We start from the raw sequence: 18,144 nt of genomic DNA, 5'->3' as shown, positions 1-18,144 counted from the left end.
GCGCTTGGGGGCAATGGGTGCGCTGATATTTCAGACTGCCGGAGACCAACGTCACAAACGGACACGGAATAACTTTTGCGCACGTAACATTTCTAAACGTCCGTTCGCTATGTTATTCGCGAAGCACCTACCGTGTTCCGGTGAGCACCTCAAACACCATCACTCCCGCATCCGGCAAGACCGGTTTCCGGCTCCCGAAGTGGGCCAGTTCCTTCGGCGTCCAGATCATCGCCGCCCTCATCGTTGGGTTGGTCCTTGGCCTGATCGCCAAGTACACAGGCAGCACCAAAACTGCTCCCAACGGTCTTGGCGCCACCCTCGCGACCATTGGTTCCAGCTACGTCTCGTTGCTGCAGACCGCCGTCGTTCCTTTGATCTTCACCGCCGTGGTGAGCTCCATCGCGAACCTGCGCCAAGTATCCAACGCTGCGCGGCTTGCCTGGAACACACTGCTTTGGTTCGCCATCACCTCGCTCGTTTCGGTGCTGATCGGTATCGGCCTGGGCGTCCTCCTGCAGCCCGGTGCGGCCACCGGGATCACGCAGAAGGCGGAATACGCGGGCAAGACCGGTGACTGGTGGGCCTTCCTGATCGGGCTGTTCCCCAAGAACTTCCTTGGCCTCGGCGCGAATTCCACGGTCACCGAAGCAGCCAACACCGCCACCACGGTGAGCACCTCCGTGAACTTCAACGTCCTCCAGATCCTGGTGGTGGCGATCGCTGTTGGCGTTGCAGCCCTCAAGGTGGGCAAGCAGGCCGAAGCGTTCCTGACGTTCAACGCCTCCGCCCTGGCCGTGATCCAGAAGGTCCTGTGGTGGATCATCCGCGTGGCTCCGCTCGGCACCATCGGCTTGATCGGCAATGCCGTGGCCATCTACGGCTGGGACACCATCGGCTCCCTCGGCAAGTTCACCGTGGCCATCTACATCGGCCTGGCCCTGGTGCTGTTCGTGCTGTACCCGATCCTGGTCCGCACGCACGGCCTCTCCATCAAGCAGTACTTCTCCGGGGTGTGGCCTGCCGTGCAGCTCGCCTTCGTTTCCCGCTCCTCCATCGGCACGCTGCCGCTCACGCAGCGCGTCACTGAACGCAACCTCGGCGTTCCCTCCGGCTACGCTTCCTTCGCCGTCCCGCTCGGCGCCACCACCAAGATGGACGGCTGCGCCGCGATCTACCCTGCCGTCGCCGCAATCTTCGTAGCACAGTTCTTCGGCATCAACCTGGACTTCAGCCAGTACCTGCTGATCGTGCTGGTCTCGGTCCTCGGTTCCGCAGCAACGGCAGGCACCACCGGCGCCGTCGTCATGCTGACGCTGACCCTCTCCACGCTGGGACTGCCGCTGGCCGGCGTCGGCCTTCTGCTGGCGATCGACCCCATCCTGGACATGGGCCGCACCGCAGTCAACGTGGCCGGCCAGGCCCTGGTCCCCGCGATCGTGGCCAAGCGCCAGGGCATCCTGGACGAATCGCTGTACAACGCACCGCGCAACGGTGCCGCGTTCTCCGACGAGTACGCAGCCGAGACCGCTGCCGCAGACGAACGCGAACTGGCGGACGCCAAGGGCTAGGAACCTCGTTCCGGTAGCCTTGCGCAATCCCTTGGGGACTTCTCCCCGGGGGATTGCGCCATTTAAGGCCCCGCACTGAGTAGGCTCAGGTTCATGCTGATCGTTACTTCCAATGAGATTCCCGGCCACCGCATTGACGCCGTCTTCGGCGAAGTCATGGGCCTTACCGTCCGTTCACGCGACATTGGCTCGCAAATGCTCGCCGGCTTCCGTTCCCTGGGCGGCGGCGAACTGCCCGAAATGACCCGAGCCCTGTATGAAAGCCGCCAGGAAGTCATGGCACGCATGGTCAACGAGGCACAGCAACGCGGCGCCAACGCGATCGTGGCTATGCGCTTCGACACCTCGGAAATGGGCACCAACTGGACCGAAGTCTGCGCCTACGGAACGGCCGTCTATGTCCTTCCCCTGGGTGAAGGTGAGCCCGGCGCTACCGGACAGTCGATCTACCTGACCAAGCAGCCGCAGCAGGCACCGGGCCAGCCGGGCGCGCAGCAGCCGACTCCCCCGACGCACCCGGACCAGCCGCAGCCGGGCGCGCAGCAGCCGGGTCAGCCGGGCGCGCAGCAGCCGACTCCCCCGACGCACCCGGGCCAGCCGCAGCCGGGCGCGCAGCAGCCGGGTCAGCAGTTCCCCGGTCAGCCGCAGTACTAGCCCCACCTCGGCAAAACCAGGTCCCGTCCTTGCTCGTGTCACCTCCCGTGCACGGCGGTCTAGCGAGCAAGGACGGGACCTGCGTAAGCCTGATGCCCTCGCGCTACGGCCCACCCGGCAGACGGGCCGCCGGGTTCAATGCAGGATCATGCCCCGGCAGCGGCGGAGCTTTTGACCGGTACGCGTGGCCAGTGGGCGTGGTCATGTCAAGAGTGTGCACGCCCGTGCCATAGGCCAAGGGCTTCGCCGTCCAACCGGGGTTTTCCTTGGTGTGGTTGCATTGCTCGCACAGTCCGGCGCCGTTGTGCGAGCTGGTGGGTCCGCGGTTTTGCCACGGAACGATGTGGTCGATGTGCCGAATGGGCGCGTCGCAATACGGCGTGCGGCAGGTAGCGTCTCTCGCCTCGATGAATCGCCGCATGCCACCGGGAAACAGCCTCGCTTTGGAATCCATTGCCACGAGTTCCCCTCTGGCCGGGGCGGTGAAGAGGCGGCGGAGATACACCTCGAATGCCGGATCCGAACGTGGCTTGCCTTGCCCGGACGCTTCGTGCGTCCCCGAAGAGGGCCGCGGTGGACCGTACTCCCCGGGGAACGCGTGTCCAGCCGGCCTCACCGGCGCACCGGCCTCCGCCAGCGGTGGACCGCACTCCCCGGGCAGCGCCGGTCCAGACAGACCTAGCCGTTCACCGGCGTCCGCCCGCGGCGGCCCGCACTCCCCGGGCGGCGCCTGTCCAGACAGACCTACCCGTTCACCGGCGTCCGCCCGCGGCGGCCCGCACTCCCCGGGCGGCGCCTGTCCAGACAGACCTACCGGTTCACCGGCCTCCGCCCGCACCTGCTCAGCTTTGCCCACGAGTTCCCTTGCCCAACCACCCGGGACTATTCCGTACCCTTCAAGCCGTGCGGGCTCGCTGTCTCCTTGGAACAGCGTGCGGTCCGTCATGACCAGCTGCACTTCCACCTTGGAAATGCCGCCCGGCGTACCCGTGAGTCTCTCGACGAGGGTGTCCGCCATGACTTGGCCGCGGGAACGTTCATCACCAGTCGAACGAGCCGAATCAGCAGCCTCCGTCAGGGCTTTGTAGGCGGCTACCCCTTGGGCGACAGGAAGCAGCGCGGTCAAAATTGCCATGGTGTCCGGCGCCGGCCGAAGGCCCACATGCCGCTCCGAGGCCGCACGCGCCGCACGTTGGGTCACTGAGCGCGGATCCCGCCGATATGCCGCGGCCTTGGCCGCAGCGATGATCGAACGATCCCCGAGGCCTTCGAAAGTTCCCGTGTCCGCTGCGAGTTCTTCGTCCACAGCACAGCGATCCTCAGCTGAAAGGCATGCGGTTTCCTTGACCAAGAGCGTTGCGCGCCATTCGTTGAGCTGGCCGGAATCCAACGCGGCCATCGTGCGGGGCATCTCGGTCACCAGCGCTTTAGCGAGCCCCAGCAGCCGTGCGCCACGGTTCGGCGATTCACGCCGCGCCAACGCAATCTGGGCAGCAACCCCCTTGCCGCGTTCTGATGCCGGAACGCCCCGCTCAGCCTGGACATGGCGTTGTGCGTGATCGAACGCCACTGCGATCTTGGCCTGCAGGCCGGAAATCGCGGACTTCATGTCTTCCAGGATCCGCAATTGGTCAATCAACTGGGTGGCAACGGTGGCAGGATCAGCGCCAGCCCGGTCGGACGCCGACAGCCCTGCACCGCTCCGGACGGACGCCGACAGCCCTGCAGCGCTCCGGACGGAAGCTGACGGGACCGCGGTCCGAGTCACAGCGTCCCGATTGAGGACCTCCGGCTGAATACCCGCGCCGAACGAAGGCACGTCCCCAACCTCCGCGAGCAGCACCTCTTTTCCGTCCATGCATCAACTCTTCCAGAGGGGTCTGACATTATTAGCGCCCTGCTTTGCGGCGTCATTAGCGCCCTGTGTTGCGGCGTCTTGGGGACCCGTCGCGAGCGCCCAAGCCAAAGGCCATTCTGCGCAAACCCTGAATCAAATTGCGCAGAGTGCAAAGTTGCACTTAGTGTAAGTATGTGACCCCAACCAACCCGTCGGCCACCGCGGAGCCAAGTGCTCCGTCGCGCCGCGAACTCAACAAGGCCGCTACCCGTGCCTCCATCGCGGCAGCCGCCCTCGACCTGTTGCGAAGCAACGGTCCTGGAAACTTCACCGTCGAGGACATCGCCGCGAGCGCCGGCGTATCCCGCCGGACCTTTTTCAACTACTTCCCAAGCCTTGAGGCAGCCCTGTCTTCGGTTGCCGACGGCTTCATGGACCGGGCCTTGGAGCAATTCCGACTTCGGCCCAGCGACGAAACCATCCTCGAATCGGCCCAGGCAGCCCTCGTGGCCCTGGCCGATCCCATGTCCGTCGCCCCGATGGCGGAACTGTTCAGCCTGACCCAGGACAACCGCTCGCTGGCCCGCTCCGAACTCGAAGCCTGGGAGCACTGCACCGGCCAGATCATCGACGCGGCCCGCTCCAGGTTGGGTCCGGACGTCAGCGAGCTGTACCTCTATGCCTTGGCCGGAGCCGTCATTTCCTGCGGGAAAGCCGCCATGACCGTCTGGTTCGCCGAATGCGGACCGGACCTGTCCCCCGAATCCCTGGCGATCCTCCGCCAGCACCTCATCGATGCGATGGGGCTCCTCGGAGCCGGCTTCGCGCCGTCGTCGTTAGCGTCACTTCAAACAGCACCCGTTCCCACCTCCACAGATCGGTCCTGACATGGCATCGCTCCTTTACCGTCTAGGCAAGTTTTCGTATCGCCGCCGCTGGCTGGTCATTTCCCTGTGGCTGGCCGTCCTGGTGGCCGTGGGCGGCTCAGCCGCTGCCTTCCACGGCACCATGTCCAACAACTTCACCATCCCGGGCACCGAAACCCAGCGGATGGCCGACAAACTGAAGGAAGCGCTTCCGGCGTCGTCCGGTGGTTCAGCCAGCGTGGTGTTCGACGCCGGCGACTCGGGCTTCGACCAAGCCAAGAAGGACGCCGTCGCGGCTGCACTGACAAAGCTTGAGGCAATGCCCGACGTTCAAGGGACAGTAAACCCCTTCACCACGCAGGAGCAGCTGGACTCCGCCGCCAGCCAGATCGCTGACGGCGAAGCGAAGGCAGCTGCCGGGCAGGCCCAACTGGACGCCTCCCGGGCCCAGATCACAGCCGGGGAAGCACAGCTTGCGGCTGCCGAGCAGCAACTCGCCGCCTCGGGCCTGCCGCCCGCGCAGATCGAGGCCCAGCTCGCGCCGCGGCGCGCCGAGCTTGCCGCAGGCAAGGAAAAGCTCGACGCCGGGACCAAGGAGGCCGCCGACGGCGCCGCAACGCTTGCGCTGGGCAAGCGTGAGGCCGCTGCGTCCGAGGGCCTCCGGTTCGTCTCCAGTGACAACAAGGCAGCGATCGCGCAGGTCCAGTTCAAGACCTCCATAAACGCAGTGGATCCCGCCGTTCGCAAGGAAGTCCAGGACATCGTCCATGGTGTCTCATCCGCAGGCGTCACGGCCTACGCAAGCAAGGAGATCACCGAGGACGTCTCGCAGATCTTCGGCATCGCGGAAATCGTCGGCGTCGCCGTGGCAGCCGCAGTCCTGATCATCATGCTCGGCACGCTCATCGCCGCAGGCCTCCCCCTGATCATGGCGTTGATCGGCGTCGCGGTAGGCGTCGGGGGCACATTTGCGTTGACCAGCGTGATCGACATGAGCTCCATTTCCCCGATGCTCGCCCTTATGCTTGGCCTCGCGGTGGGCATCGACTACTCGCTGTTCATCGTCAACCGCCACCGTGGCCAGCTCCTGGCAGGCATGGACGGCGAGGAATCCGCGGCACTCGCTACAGGCACCTCGGGCAACGCCGTGCTGTTCGCCGGGCTCACGGTCATCATTGCGCTGGCGGCACTGGTGGTTCCCGGGTTGCCGTTCCTGGCGGTCATGGGTGTTGCCGCCGCAGCGACAGTTGCTGTCGCCGTCGTCGTGGCATTGACCCTGACGCCCGCCATCCTTTCCCTCATTGGCCGCCGACTGATTTCCAAGCGTGCCTGGGCCAAGGCCGCCCAACACAATGCGGCGCCGGGCCACGAGGCCGCCGACCGCGCCCTCGAGGAAAAGCGCAGCACCCGCGGCTGGGGCGGGCTGGTGACCCGCCACCCGTGGATGTCGCTGATTGCCAGCATCGTGCTGCTTGGCGCGCTTGCGCTGCCTGCCTCCCAGCTGCGTCTGGCACTGCCCGACGGCGGTTCGGAACCGGTAGATTCGCAGGCGTTCAAGGCCTACGACCTCACGCGCAGCAGCTTCGGCGAAGGCATGACCGGCCCCATCATCGTGGTGGCCGAATTCCCCGACGGGCTCAGCGAAAACGACGCCAAAAGCAAGCAGTACGACGTCGCCGACAAGCTGCGCAGCGTCGAGAACGTTACCGCCGCAGTGCCTGTTGCCTTGAGCGACGACCGCCGCACGGCCCTGTTCCAGGTCATTCCCAAGGAAGGTCCTGCCAGCGCCAGCACGGTGAATGTGGTGTCCGAACTTCGCGACAAGGGCACGGAAATCCGTGACCAAACCGGTGCGACCATCGGCTTGACCGGGCAAACCGCGGGCAACATCGATGTCTCGGCCAAACTCGGCGCCGCCCTTCCGCCTTACCTGGCGATCGTCGTCGGGCTGTCCCTGATCCTGCTGCTCCTGGTGTTCCGCTCGATCGTTGTGCCGCTGCTGGCGACAGGCGGGTTCCTGCTCTCGCTCGCGGCTGCCTTCGGCGCCGTAGTGGCTGTGTACCAGTGGGGTTGGCTGGGGGCCGTGTTCGACGTCGCCAACCCGGGGGCTGTCCTGAGCTTCCTGCCCATCATCCTGATCGGCGTGCTGTTCGGGCTCGCGATGGACTACCAGGTGTTCATCACCTCGGGTATGCGTGAGTCCTTCATGCACGGCGAATCCGCCAAGCACGCAGTCCGCACCGGCTTCAGCCACGCGGCCGCTGTGGTCACGGCGGCGGCGATCATCATGGTCAGCGTGTTCTCCGGCTTCATCTTCAGCCACCTGACCATGGTTCGGCCGCTCGGCTTCGCGATGGCGTTTGGTGTGCTGATCGACGCGTTCATTGTCCGCATGACGATCGTGCCGGCCATCATGTACCTGCTCGGCGAGAAGGCCTGGTGGCTGCCGAAGTGGCTTCAGCGAATCCTGCCGGACGTGGACGTCGAAGGCGCCAAGCTGACCCGCAGCGACCGCACAAAGTCCGACGCCGAGGAACTCGTCCACTAACCCTCCGGCACCAAACCCGATCCTCTCTCACCAAACACCCCCTTCCGACGAACGCTCTCTCACCGACGACCCCAAGTTGCCGGCGAGGGGGCGTTCGTCGCTTCCCTTTGCCGTCCCCACCGGACGCTCTCTCACCGAACCGCCCCTCCCGACGGACGCTCGATCACTAAACCGCCCCTCCCGGCGGACGCTCGATCACCGCGGCTCTCGGCGCACAACGGCATCAATCACCTCGGCGGTCGTGAGACCCGTGAGTATCGGTGTCGCCTCAGCATCCGGCCACGCCCTGCCGCGTGAAACCCAGCCAGTCGACAAGCCCGCCTTTCTGCCACCCTCGATGTCCGCTATGGGATGGTCCCCGACCATCCAGCCATTTCCGGGTTCACCATGCAGGCGATGGGCAGCTATCTCGAATATCTCCCGTTCCGGTTTGCTGACGCCGGCTTCCTCTGAAATGACGATCGCATCGGTGTAGTTGTTCAGTCCCAGCCGGTCGATTTTTCGGGTTTGCTGCGCAGTCGTTCCGTTAGTGACAATGCCAATCAGCCAACCGGCCTCCCGCGCCTCCTTGAGCGCTCGTAGATTTTGGGCGTCCATGGTCATGAGGTCCACGTGCTCAAAAAGCAGAATCTGCACGAGAGCCTCAAAGTCATGGTTGAGGCCAAACTTGATCTTCATTTGCCCCGCAAGGAAAAGCCTCGACGCGTATCCATCCCGGTCTGCGCCAATGAGCCAATCCGCGTCACCGGGTGGACATCCGAGGCGCCGGACGAACTCTTTGGCCCACTGATCGAACGCCGATGCCCTGTCCACCAAGGTATTGTCCAGATCTACGAGAAGCAGCATTCGACCAGCCTAGGGCCGGCGTCGTGAGAGAGCGTCCGCCGAAAAGGGCGAATCGGTGAGAGAGGATCGGAAGTTAAGGGGCGGTAGGTGAGAGAGGGTGCGTATTAGGCTTGGAGCGTGACCCGATTGATCCTCGCTTCCCAGTCCCCTGCCCGCACCAAGCTCCTCACGGAGGCGGGCATCCGGCACGACGTCCTTGTATCCGACGTGGACGAGGACGGCGTCCAGGCCCGCTACGGAGTGACCGATGCGCACGACACCGCGCTGCTCCTGGCCCGTGCCAAGGCCGAGGCCGTGGCGTCGCTTCCCGAGTCCGAGGGTGCGTTGGTGATTGGCTGCGATTCGGTGTTCGAGTTCGACGGCGAGTCGCACGGCAAGCCGTACACGGCCGAGGTCGCGAAGGAGCGCATGCTCCGCATGAGCGGTTCCAAGGGCGTCCTGCACACAGGCCACTGGTTGGTGGACTGCCGCGAGACGCAGGCGGACGTCGACGACGACGAGACCGCCGAAGGCACTGGCGCCACCTTGGGCGCCGTCTCGAGTGCCGAAGTGCACTTCGCGGAGATGTCCGAGAACGACATTGATGCCTACATTGCCACCGGAGAACCGCTCCACTGTGCCGGGTCTTTCACTATTGACGGCCTGGGCGGCGCGTTCATCCGCAAGGTGGACGGTGACCCGCACGCCGTCGTCGGTCTTTCCATCTCAACCCTGCGCGATCTGCTGGTCCACGCGAACGTTGGCATCACCGAACTGTGGGCACCACAGACGTAAGAGACCAGTTTGTAGCAACCCTACAAAGGAACAGCGCTTCACACACGGAATCCCCCATCAATATGGGCGGAACCCTCACAATCGCGCTAGGCTCCCTGAAGGACAGAAGGAGTCAACAACTTGTCAGCTAACCCGGCGCAGCCCATTTCCAGCCCTCTTACCAAGGTCTTGATTGCCAACCGCGGCGAAATCGCGGTCCGAATCATCCGAGCCGCCCGGGACGAAGGCATTGCCTCCGTGGCCGTCTACGCAGACCCGGACCGTGACGCACTGCACGTTCGCCTCGCCGACGAGGCCTACGCACTGGGTGGCAACACGGCCGCGGAGTCGTACCTGGTGATGGACAAGATCATCGACGTCGCCAAGCAGTCCGGCGCTGACGGCATCCACCCCGGCTACGGCTTCCTGGCAGAGAACGCCGAATTCGCCGCAAAGGTGATCGAGGCCGGCATCAACTGGATCGGGCCCTCCCCCGAGGCGATTTCCGCCCTTGGCGACAAGGTCCAGGCCCGCCACATCGCCGAGAAGGTTGGCGCCCCGCTGGTTCCGGGCACGGCCGACCCCGTCCAGGACGCTGACGAGATCCTGAAGTTCGCCGAGGAATTCGGCCTTCCGGTTGCCATCAAGGCTGCCTTCGGCGGCGGTGGCCGTGGCATCAAGGTTGCCCGCACCATGGAAGAGATTCCCGAGCTCTACGAGTCCGCTGTCCGTGAGGCAGTCGCAGCCTTCGGCCGTGGCGAGTGCTTCATCGAGCGTTTCCTGGACTCCCCGCGCCACGTGGAAACCCAGTGCCTCGCAGACGCCCACGGGAACGTGGTTGTGGTCTCCACCCGCGACTGCTCCCTGCAGCGCCGCAACCAGAAGCTCGTGGAAGAGGCCCCGGCCCCCTACCTGAGCGAAGAGCAGATCAAGCGCCTGTACGAGTCCTCGAAGGCAATCCTCAAGGAAGCCAACTACCTGGGCGCCGGAACCTGCGAGTTCCTGGTGGGCCAGGACGGGACCATCTCCTTCCTTGAAGTCAACACCCGCCTCCAGGTGGAGCACTGCGTGTCCGAGGAAGTCACCGGAATCGACCTTGTCCGCGAACAGTTCCGTATTGCCCGCGGCGAGGCCCTCGGCTACGAGGACCCCGAAGTCCGCGGGCACTCCTTCGAATTCCGCATCACCGGCGAGGACCCGGGCCGGAACTTTATGCCGGCTCCGGGCACCATCAGCACGCTGAAGAACCCCACGGGCCCGGGCATCCGGGTTGATTCCGGCGTTGAGCAGGGCGATGTCATCAGCGGAAACTTCGACTCGATGCTGTCCAAGCTCATCGTCACCGGTTCCAGCCGCGAGCAGGCCCTCCAGCGCTCCCGCCGGGCCCTTGAGGAGATGGTGGTGGAAGGCATTCCCACCGTCATCCCCTTCGACCTCGCCGTGGTCACCGACCCCGACTTCGCGCCGGCAGAGGGCCCGTTCAAGGTCCACACCCGCTGGATCGAGACCGAGTTCGTCAACAACATTCCCGCTTGGGCTCCCACGGGCGCCGGTGCGGACGCCTCCGACGCCGGTGAGCGCCAACGCGTCGTCGTCGAGGTTGGCGGCAAGCGCCTCGAGGTGGTCCTCCCCTCCGGTCTGGGTGCCGGCGTGGCAGTTGCTTCCAGCGGCGCAGGCGCCAAGGCGGGCAAGTCCAAGAAGCGCTCCCGCTCGGCCGGGGCTACCGCAGCCGCTGCCGGTGGCAACGCACTGACCTCGCCGATGCAGGGCACCATCGTCAAAATCGCAGCAGCCGACGGCGACGTTGTTGCCGAAGGCGACCTGATCGTGGTGCTCGAAGCCATGAAGATGGAGCAACCCCTCACGGCCCACAAGTCCGGCACGGTCCGCGGCCTGACGGCCTCGGCAGGCGAGACGGTCGCCGCCGGCGCTGTCATCGCGACCATCGAGGACTAACGCTAAGCACCCCATAACGACGTCGGCCCCGCACCGTTTGGTGCGGGGCCGACGTCGTACTTCTTGCAACGTCAGGCGACGTTGTTCTCGTAGTCCGTGTCCTTGGTTTCGCGCGTGAGCCACAGCGCGATGAAGGTGATCACGGCGGCGACCGCCATGTACACGCCCACCAGCCAAGTGCTTCCGTTTGCGGCAGACCACAGGGCGATGGCGACGAATGAGGCAGGGGCTGCACCGATCATGGACGACAGGTTATACGCGACGGCGGACCCCGTGTAGCGGACGTTTGCCGGGAACAGCTCAGGCAGGATGGCCGCCATCGGACCGAAGGTGAGGCCCATGAGCGTGAAGCCAACGATCAAGCCGACCATCGCGGCGGCCTGGCCCGGTCCGAACATGGTGAACCAGAGTGCGCCGAAAACGAAGATGCCGGCCGTGACGCCCAGCAGGAACTTCCGGCGGCCCCACTTTTCGGCGAGCGGTCCGGAGACCACGGTGAAGATGCCGAAGAACACGACGCCGATGATCAGCATCCACAGGAAGTCCGAACGGGAGATACCGAGGCCCGGAACGAAGGCTGCGATCTGCTCGGCCGTCATGGGCTTGCCGGCCTTCTCAGCAGCCGCCTGCGCACCTGCCAGAGTGGGCTTGGTGCCGTACGACAGCGTGAACGTGGTCATGATGTAGAAGAGCACGTAGGTGGCCAGCATGATGAACGTTCCGGCAACCACGGGACGCCAGTGGTTCTTGAAGGTGGCACCCAAGGGCAGCTTCTGGATCTTGTCCTGCTGGATCACCTTGGTGAAGGATGCGCTCTCGACGAGCTTGAGGCGGACGTAGAGGCCCACAACCACCAACACGGCACTCAGGAGGAACGGCACGCGCCAGCCCCAGGCCAGGAACTGCTCGGGGGTCAGTGCAACGTTCATCCAGATGAAAATCACGTTGGCAATGATGAACCCGATGGGGGCGCCCAACTGCGGGAAAGTGCCGTAGATGGCACGCTTGCCCTCCGGCGCGTTCTCGGTGGCCAGGAGGGCCGCGCCGCTCCATTCGCCGCCCAGCGCCAGGCCCTGGAAGAAGCGGAGAACCACCAGCAGGACCGGTGCCATGATGGCCCAGCCCGGCAGCGAGGCCTCCGGGAGAAGGCCGATGAGGAAGGTGGCGATACCCATGGTCAGCAGCGACGCCACGAGGGTTCCCTTGCGGCCGATCTTGTCACCGAAGTGGCCAAAGACCACGGCGCCGATGGGGCGTGCGAAGAAGGCTACACCGAAGATCGCAAAGGCACTGAGCAGCGCGTTGATGTCGGTGGCATCGGGGAAGAAGAGCTTGGGGAAGACGAGGACCGACGCCGTCGCGTAGGCGTAGAAGTCGTAGAACTCGATCGTGGTACCGATCAGGCTGGCGAAGATCACCCGGCCCCGCGAGTTCACTGGCTTCGTTGACTCACCTTCCCTGGAGGGTGCAGTGGAAGACATGTAGTTAGCAGCTTTCGTTCACGCCGCCTGATGCCACGAAAAGCGCTGGCGGCGATGGATTATTCGAGAGTTCAATAATAGTTCCCGCAGTCCATTGACTGGACAACCAAGTCCAACATGTGGACCAACAGGAGAATCCCACATTGTGGTCTGCGCCACAACCTCACCATCGTCTCACGCGCCAGTGATCCCTCAGATAGGGAAATGTCACAGCACGTTTACAAACAGCGACGGTCCGCGAAATGCGCGAAACCTACTTTTGAAGGACAACGTCCCCCACCAAGGAAGCACTCCCGTGACTGTTGACCGCACTGCAGACGAACTGGTTCCCGCCCTGTCCACTGCCACCGCCGCCCCCGCCCTTGAACACCGCCCCGGCCGCTGGATCGCCAACTGGGACGCCGAGAACAAGGGCCAGTGGGAAGCCGAAGGCCGGTCCATCGCCAAGCGCAACCTGTACTGGTCCATCTTCGCCGAGTTCCTCGGATTCGTCGTCTGGCAGCTGTGGTCGATCGTGGTCGTGCAGCTCCCCGCAGCAGGCTTCAAGTTCGACACCAACCAGATCTTCTGGCTCATCTCGATCCCCAGCTTGGTGGGCGCCACGCTCCGCATCCCCTACACCTTCATGGTGCCCAAGTTCGGCGGACGGAACTGGACCATTGTCTCGGCGCTGCTCCTGCTCATCCCCTCCTCCGGCTTGGCCATCTGCGTTTCCAACCCGGAAACGCCTTTCGGAGTGATGCTCCTCGTCGCCGCCCTGGCAGGCTTCGGTGGCGGCAACTTCGCCAGCTCCATGGCAAACATCACCTTCTTCTACCCCGCCCGCGAGAAGGGCTGGGCGCTGGGCCTGAACGCTGCCGGCGGAAACCTGGGTGCCGCCGTCGCGCAGTTGGTGGTTCCCATCGCCGTGACCCTGTTGGCTGCCGGAACCGTCAACCTGCCCATGGCCGGCCTCATCTGGATTCCGCTCATCCTGATCGCGGCCTTCGGCGCCTGGAAGTACATGAACAACCTCACCAGCGCCAAGGGTGATGTTGCCGGTTCGGTGGCCGCGCTGAAAGAGCCGCACCTGTGGATCATGGCTTTCCTCTACATTGGTACGTTCGGCTCGTTCATTGGCTTCGCCGGTGTGTTCCCCAAGCTGATCAAGGACTACTTCCCCGAGTTCTCCTCCATCCACCTGGGAGCCGTTGCACTGTCCCTCGCGTTCCTGGGCCCGCTGGTCGGTTCCCTGGCCCGGCCGTACGGTGGCCGCATGGCTGACCGCATGGGCGGGGCCCGGATGAGCATGACCGCTTTCGCTTCCATGGCCGTCATCACCCTGACCATGATCTGGACCCTCCCGCTGAAGAACTTCTGGCTCTTCCTTGGACTGTTCCTGCTGCTCTTCATCGCCAGCGGATTCGGCAACGGGGCAACGTACCGCATGATCCCGGTGATCTTCGCGACCTCCAGCCGCGCGGCCCGCGCAGGAGCCAGCAGCGCAGCAACCGCCCGGCTCGCAGCCTCCTCCCTTGGCCTGATCTCGGCGATCGGCGCCTACGGCGGCTTTGTGATCCCCCAGGTGCTCAACGCCTCGAACACCACGGCCGGCTCCTACACACCGGCGTTCTACGGATTCGTCGGAGCCTACGTCCTGATGCTCACCGTCTGCTGGGCCTTTTACATCCGCCCGGCCCAGAAGCGCAACACGATCGGACACATCTAGATGCCCAACGGCGCCGATACCCACTGCCCCTACTGCGCGCTCCAGTGCGCCATGACGCTGACCCCGGCTGCACCTGCAGTTCAAGGGACAGCGTCAGCGCCCGCGCCGGACGATGCCCCCGCCGCGCCCCTGGAAGTATCCGGGCGCGACTTCCCCACCAACCGGGGCGGGCTGTGCCGCAAAGGGTGGACATCGGCGTCGTTGTTGCGCCACAACGGACGCATCACCGAACCGTTGCTGAAAGGTTCCGACGGCGTCCACCAGCCGATCTCCTGGGACCAGGCCCTCATGCTCATTTCAGCGGCGGTCAAGGACACCCAGCAGCAGCACGGAAACGACGCCGTCGGAGTCTTCGGCGGCGGCGGCCTCACCAACGAGAAGGCCTATATGCTGGGCAAGTTCGCCCGGCTGGCACTCCGCACGTCCCGCATCGACTACAACGGCCGGTTCTGCATGTCCTCCGCCGCCGCTGCCGGAAACCGCGCTTTCGGCGTGGACCGGGGACTCCCGTTCCCCGTCACCGACCTCGACTCGGCGTCGGTCATCCTCATGCTCGGCTCCAACGTCGCCGAAACCATGCCCCCGTTCGTCCAGCACCTGCAGGGCGCCCGGGACGCCGGCGGCTTGATCGTCGTTGACCCCCGCCGCTCGGCTACTGCAGCGTTTACGTCCGACGGCGGCGGCCTCCACCTGCAGCCGACGCCCGGTACCGATTTGGCCTTGTTGTTGGGCATCAGCCATGTGGTGGTGCACGAAGGGCTGGTGGACGCGGACTATGTCTCGGAGCGGACCTCCGGCTACGCCGCGCTGGTGCGCAGCCTGAATGCTTTCTGGCCGGAGCGGGTCCAGTCGATCACCGGTGTGCCCGCCACCCTGATCCGGGAGACCGCCCGCCGCCTGGCCCACGGCGCCCGCGACGGCGGCAGTTACATCCTCAGCGGCCGCGGCGTGGAGCAGCACGTTGACGGTACCGACACCGCCACGGCGGCCATCAACCTCAGCCTTCTGCTTGGCCTTCCCGGCTCGGCGCGCAGTGGCTACGGAACGCTGACCGGGCAGGGCAACGGGCAGGGCGGCCGCGAGCACGGACAAAAGGCCGACCAGCTCCCCGGCTACCGCAAAATCACCGATCCCGCCGCCCGCGCACATATGGCTTCTGTCTGGGGCATCGATGAGTCCCTCATCCCCGGTCCCGGCCTGCCCGCCGTCGAACTTCTCAAGTCGCTCGGAAAGCCCGACGGCGTCCGTTGCCTCTTCGTGCACGGCGCCAATGTGGTGGTTTCCGCACCGGACACGAACGCTGTAACTGCCGGGCTGCGTGCCTTGGACTTCCTTGTGGTGTGCGACTTCTTCATGTCGGAGACTGCGTTGGAAGCGGATCTGGTGTTGCCCGTGACGCAGTGGGCCGAGGAAGAAGGCACGCTGACCAACCTCGAAGGCAGGGTGATCCGGCGCCGCCGCGCGCTTACCCCTCCCCCAGGCGTCCGCAACGAACTGTGGCTCATGGCCAGGCTCGCGGAGCTCCTTGAGGCTCCTTCCACCTTCAGTGACGATCCGGAGACCGTGTTCGAGGAACTCCGTCTGGCATCTGCCGGCGGCTTGGCCGACTACTCCGGGATCGACTACGCGATGCTGGACCGCGGCGAGGCTGCTTACTGGCCGTATCCCGTGGGCAGTAATGGCACGCCCCGGCTGTTTTCCGAGGGTTTTGCCCACGCCGACGGCCGGGCCGTCATGGTCCCAGTGACTCCGTCCAAGCGGGCCGTTCGCTCGTTTGCGGATGACTCCCTGGCGTTGGCCACGGGCCGGCTGTTGGAGCACTATCAGTCCGGCGCCCAGACCCGACGCGTTGCCGAACTCCTGGCGGCCCAGCCCCAGGTGCGGCTGTTGATCCACCCGGCAACCGCTGCTTGCCGCGGGATTGCCGACGGCGACTACGCCACCGTGACGAACGAGCGGGGCGAAGTCCTGTGCCGGGCTGAGCTAAGCAACGCCGTCCGCCCGGACACAGTTTTCCTGCCCTTCCATTTCCCAGGCCAGGAAAACGCCAACCGGCTGACCGAGGCGGCTACCGACCCCATTTCCGGCATGCCGGAGTTCAAGACCAGCCGGGTGTGGGTCCGGCCGGCAGCATCCAGCATTGTTCCCGCTGCTGTCAGCACCGAATTGTCACTGCACTCCGAGGAGGCTTCATGAGCGAGCGCATCGTTGTTGTTGGATTCGGCCCTGTGGCCGCGCGTTTGGTGGATGAGCTCCTTCCTTCCGTCCGTTCAGGGCTGGTCCAGCTCTTGGTTGTTGGTCAGGAAACTGAGGCAGCCTACAACCGCGTGATGGTGGCCGAGCTCGGGGTAGGCCGCACCACGGCCGAGGCTTTGGCCATGGCTGATGCCGTGTCCCTGGAGGCCGACGGGGTGGATGTTCGGCTCGGAACCAAGGTGCGGCGGATCGACCGGGCCAGGCAACAGGTAGTGCTGTCCGATGGTTCAGCCGAGCACTATGATCGTTTGGTCTTCGCCACGGGTTCACGGCCGGTCATCCCCAACCTGACTGGTTTGAACCCCGATCCGTCCGGTCCTGTGCTGCCCGCCGGGGTGATTACGCTCCGCGACCTGCAGGACGCGGCGGTGCTGCGCTCGGCTGTTTCCGAACGCAAGCGCGTAGTGGTGCTGGGTGGTGGCGTGCTTGGCCTTGAGACGGCGCTTGCCGCCGCTGAGGAGGGCGCTTGTGCCACCGTGGTCCACAATGGTCCGTTCCCCCTGGGCCGCAGCATCGATCGCGGCAGTGGATCGGTTCTTACAGCCAGCCTGCGCACCAGTGGTGTCCGCATGGCCGGCAACGCGCGCTCCACCGGCGTGGAAACGGCTGGGCCGGAAGGTTCCTTCTCGGCCCTACTGCTGGACGATGGTTCGGCCATTGATGGTGACCTTCTGGTTTTGTCCTGCGGCGTCCGACCGCGCATGGAATTGGCGGAGGGTTGTGGTCTGCCTGTTGCTACCGGGATCCTGGTGGATCACCACCTCCGGACCTATCATGAGCCCCACATGTTCGCCATCGGCGACTGCGCCGAGGTCCGTTGCCCCGACGCCGCCTGCGTCGAGTGCCGCACGGCCGGTGGCCCGTCCGGTTTGGTTGGGCCGGGGTGGCGGCAGGCTGAATGGCTTGCCGAGTACCTCGTGGTCCTGGCCCGCGACGGGCAGTCCGCAGCAGATTCGCTGGAGCCGCTGGCCGCCGAGAAGCCTGGAGTTGTGGTCCTCAAGGCCCGTGGCATCAACCTTGCCGTCGCTGGCGACAACCAGGCCGATCCATGGGACGAGGAACTGTTGGAAGCCGGCGCCGTGGCCGGGCGTCCGCGGCGGCAGATCTCCCAGTGGGCCGATCCCGAGCACGGGCGCTACGTCAAGATGACCACCCGAGGCGGAGTGCTCGAGGGGCTGGTTGCCGTAGGGATGCCGCGGACCGCTGCCGAACTGGTGGTGCTGTTCGAGCGTTCGTCCGAGCTTCCGGCCGACCGGTCCTTGTTGTTGCGGCTGGACGGCCCGGACCAGCTTGATTCCGGCGGTGGCAACAGTTCCGATCCGGAGCGCACCATCTGCCGCTGCGCGGGCGTGAGCGCGGCCAGCATTGAGGACTCCGTGTTGGAGGGGTGCTCTTCGGTAGCCGAAGTTTCAAAGGCCACCCGCGCCGGAACGGGCTGCGGGGGCTGCCACGAGGACATCAAGGAGCTCATCGAAAAACACTTCCAAGCGGCTGCCGCCTGAAGCCGCGTAAGCTCACGATTCCTCGGCCCGGCACCCCGTTCGCTGGAAAGCTGCGGGAACGCTGGAAGTTTCCTTACGAGGCCACCGCTTTCCCGCGAACTCGTGGCTGGGGCGTGCGCGTTTCCGGCTAGCCCTCCTCCTGCGAGGCCACGGCCCGGCCCTGCACATG

12 protein-coding genes are annotated in these 18,144 nt (G+C 65.2%); 9 read left to right on the top strand and 3 right to left on the bottom strand.

All coding sequences use genetic code 11. The annotated features are described in order from the left end of the window. Positions 1-140 precede the first annotated feature (140 nt). Complete coding sequence (locus ACIPV6_RS17770) at positions 141-1,568, top strand: dicarboxylate/amino acid:cation symporter (RefSeq protein ID WP_400272147.1); 1,428 nt, start codon at positions 141-143, stop codon at positions 1,566-1,568. Positions 1,569-1,661: 93 nt separating this feature from the next. Further along, positions 1,662-2,222, top strand: coding sequence for a YbjQ family protein (locus ACIPV6_RS17765; RefSeq protein ID WP_400272146.1), 561 nt, complete (start codon positions 1,662-1,664; stop codon positions 2,220-2,222). Positions 2,223-2,325: 103 nt separating this feature from the next. Here ACIPV6_RS17765 and ACIPV6_RS17760 read toward each other — a convergent pair whose 3' ends face one another. Then, a complete protein-coding gene (locus ACIPV6_RS17760; protein WP_400272188.1) occupies positions 2,326-3,831 on the bottom strand; it encodes a DUF222 domain-containing protein in 1,506 nt (501 codons plus the stop codon). Positions 3,832-4,253: 422 nt separating this feature from the next. Here ACIPV6_RS17760 and ACIPV6_RS17755 point away from each other — a divergent pair, with 422 nt between their 5' ends. Beyond that, a complete protein-coding gene (locus ACIPV6_RS17755; RefSeq protein ID WP_400272145.1) occupies positions 4,254-4,946 on the top strand; it encodes a TetR family transcriptional regulator in 693 nt (230 codons plus the stop codon). Position 4,947: 1 nt separating this feature from the next. After that, positions 4,948-7,473 (top strand): MMPL family transporter, encoded by a 2,526-nt coding sequence (locus ACIPV6_RS17750; RefSeq protein WP_400272144.1) that lies wholly within the window; start codon positions 4,948-4,950, stop codon positions 7,471-7,473. A gap of 195 nt (positions 7,474-7,668) precedes the next feature. Here ACIPV6_RS17750 and ACIPV6_RS17745 read toward each other — a convergent pair whose 3' ends face one another. Then, on the bottom strand, positions 7,669-8,319 hold the full coding sequence (locus tag ACIPV6_RS17745) for an HAD family hydrolase (protein WP_400272143.1): 651 nt from the start codon (positions 8,317-8,319) through the stop codon (positions 7,669-7,671). A 117-nt stretch (positions 8,320-8,436) separates the two neighbouring features. Between ACIPV6_RS17745 and ACIPV6_RS17740 the strand changes: the two genes are divergently transcribed. After that, positions 8,437-9,093 (top strand): Maf family protein, encoded by a 657-nt coding sequence (locus ACIPV6_RS17740; protein ID WP_400272142.1) that lies wholly within the window; start codon positions 8,437-8,439, stop codon positions 9,091-9,093. Between the two features lie 120 nt (positions 9,094-9,213). Next, positions 9,214-11,028: an acetyl/propionyl/methylcrotonyl-CoA carboxylase subunit alpha gene (locus ACIPV6_RS17735; protein WP_400272141.1), complete on the top strand. Its 1,815-nt coding sequence runs from the start codon at positions 9,214-9,216 to the stop codon at positions 11,026-11,028. A gap of 71 nt (positions 11,029-11,099) precedes the next feature. Here ACIPV6_RS17735 and ACIPV6_RS17730 read toward each other — a convergent pair whose 3' ends face one another. Next, positions 11,100-12,509, bottom strand: coding sequence for an MFS transporter (locus ACIPV6_RS17730; protein ID WP_400272140.1), 1,410 nt, complete (start codon positions 12,507-12,509; stop codon positions 11,100-11,102). A 295-nt stretch (positions 12,510-12,804) separates the two neighbouring features. Between ACIPV6_RS17730 and ACIPV6_RS17725 the strand changes: the two genes are divergently transcribed. From ACIPV6_RS17725 to ACIPV6_RS17715, 3 genes are read left to right on the top strand one after another with little or no spacing between them, the layout of a single operon-like run. Beyond that, positions 12,805-14,217, top strand: a complete 1,413-nt coding sequence (locus ACIPV6_RS17725) for an MFS transporter (protein WP_400272139.1) — start codon at positions 12,805-12,807, stop codon at positions 14,215-14,217. Continuing rightward, a complete protein-coding gene (locus ACIPV6_RS17720; RefSeq protein ID WP_400272138.1) occupies positions 14,218-16,413 on the top strand; it encodes a molybdopterin oxidoreductase family protein in 2,196 nt (731 codons plus the stop codon). It begins immediately after the preceding gene. Further along, the gene (locus tag ACIPV6_RS17715; RefSeq protein ID WP_400272137.1) at positions 16,410-17,975 is read left to right on the top strand and encodes an FAD-dependent oxidoreductase; all 1,566 of its coding nucleotides are present in this window, start codon (positions 16,410-16,412) and stop codon (positions 17,973-17,975) included. The genes ACIPV6_RS17720 and ACIPV6_RS17715 overlap by 4 nt, the downstream gene beginning before the upstream one ends. Positions 17,976-18,144: the final 169 nt, after the last annotated feature.

This window comes from Paenarthrobacter sp. NPDC089988, assembly GCF_044748465.1.
In the GTDB taxonomy this organism is placed as follows: domain Bacteria; phylum Actinomycetota; class Actinomycetes; order Actinomycetales; family Micrococcaceae; genus Arthrobacter.
Note: the sequence above shows the minus strand (reverse complement) of the source record. Positions and strands in the feature narration are given on the sequence as shown.

Coding starts and splice junctions, on each gene's coding strand:
- ACIPV6_RS17765 (WP_400272146.1), top strand. CDS start 1,662: ATGCTGATCGTTACTTCCAATGAGATTCCCGGCCACCGCATTGACGCC.
- ACIPV6_RS17760 (WP_400272188.1), bottom strand. CDS start 3,831: ATGAAGTCCGCGATTTCCGGCCTGCAGGCCAAGATCGCAGTGGCGTTC.
- ACIPV6_RS17750 (WP_400272144.1), top strand. CDS start 4,948: ATGGCATCGCTCCTTTACCGTCTAGGCAAGTTTTCGTATCGCCGCCGC.
- ACIPV6_RS17745 (WP_400272143.1), bottom strand. CDS start 8,319: ATGCTGCTTCTCGTAGATCTGGACAATACCTTGGTGGACAGGGCATCG.
- ACIPV6_RS17730 (WP_400272140.1), bottom strand. CDS start 12,509: ATGTCTTCCACTGCACCCTCCAGGGAAGGTGAGTCAACGAAGCCAGTG.
- ACIPV6_RS17720 (WP_400272138.1), top strand. CDS start 14,218: ATGCCCAACGGCGCCGATACCCACTGCCCCTACTGCGCGCTCCAGTGC.
- ACIPV6_RS17715 (WP_400272137.1), top strand. CDS start 16,410: ATGAGCGAGCGCATCGTTGTTGTTGGATTCGGCCCTGTGGCCGCGCGT.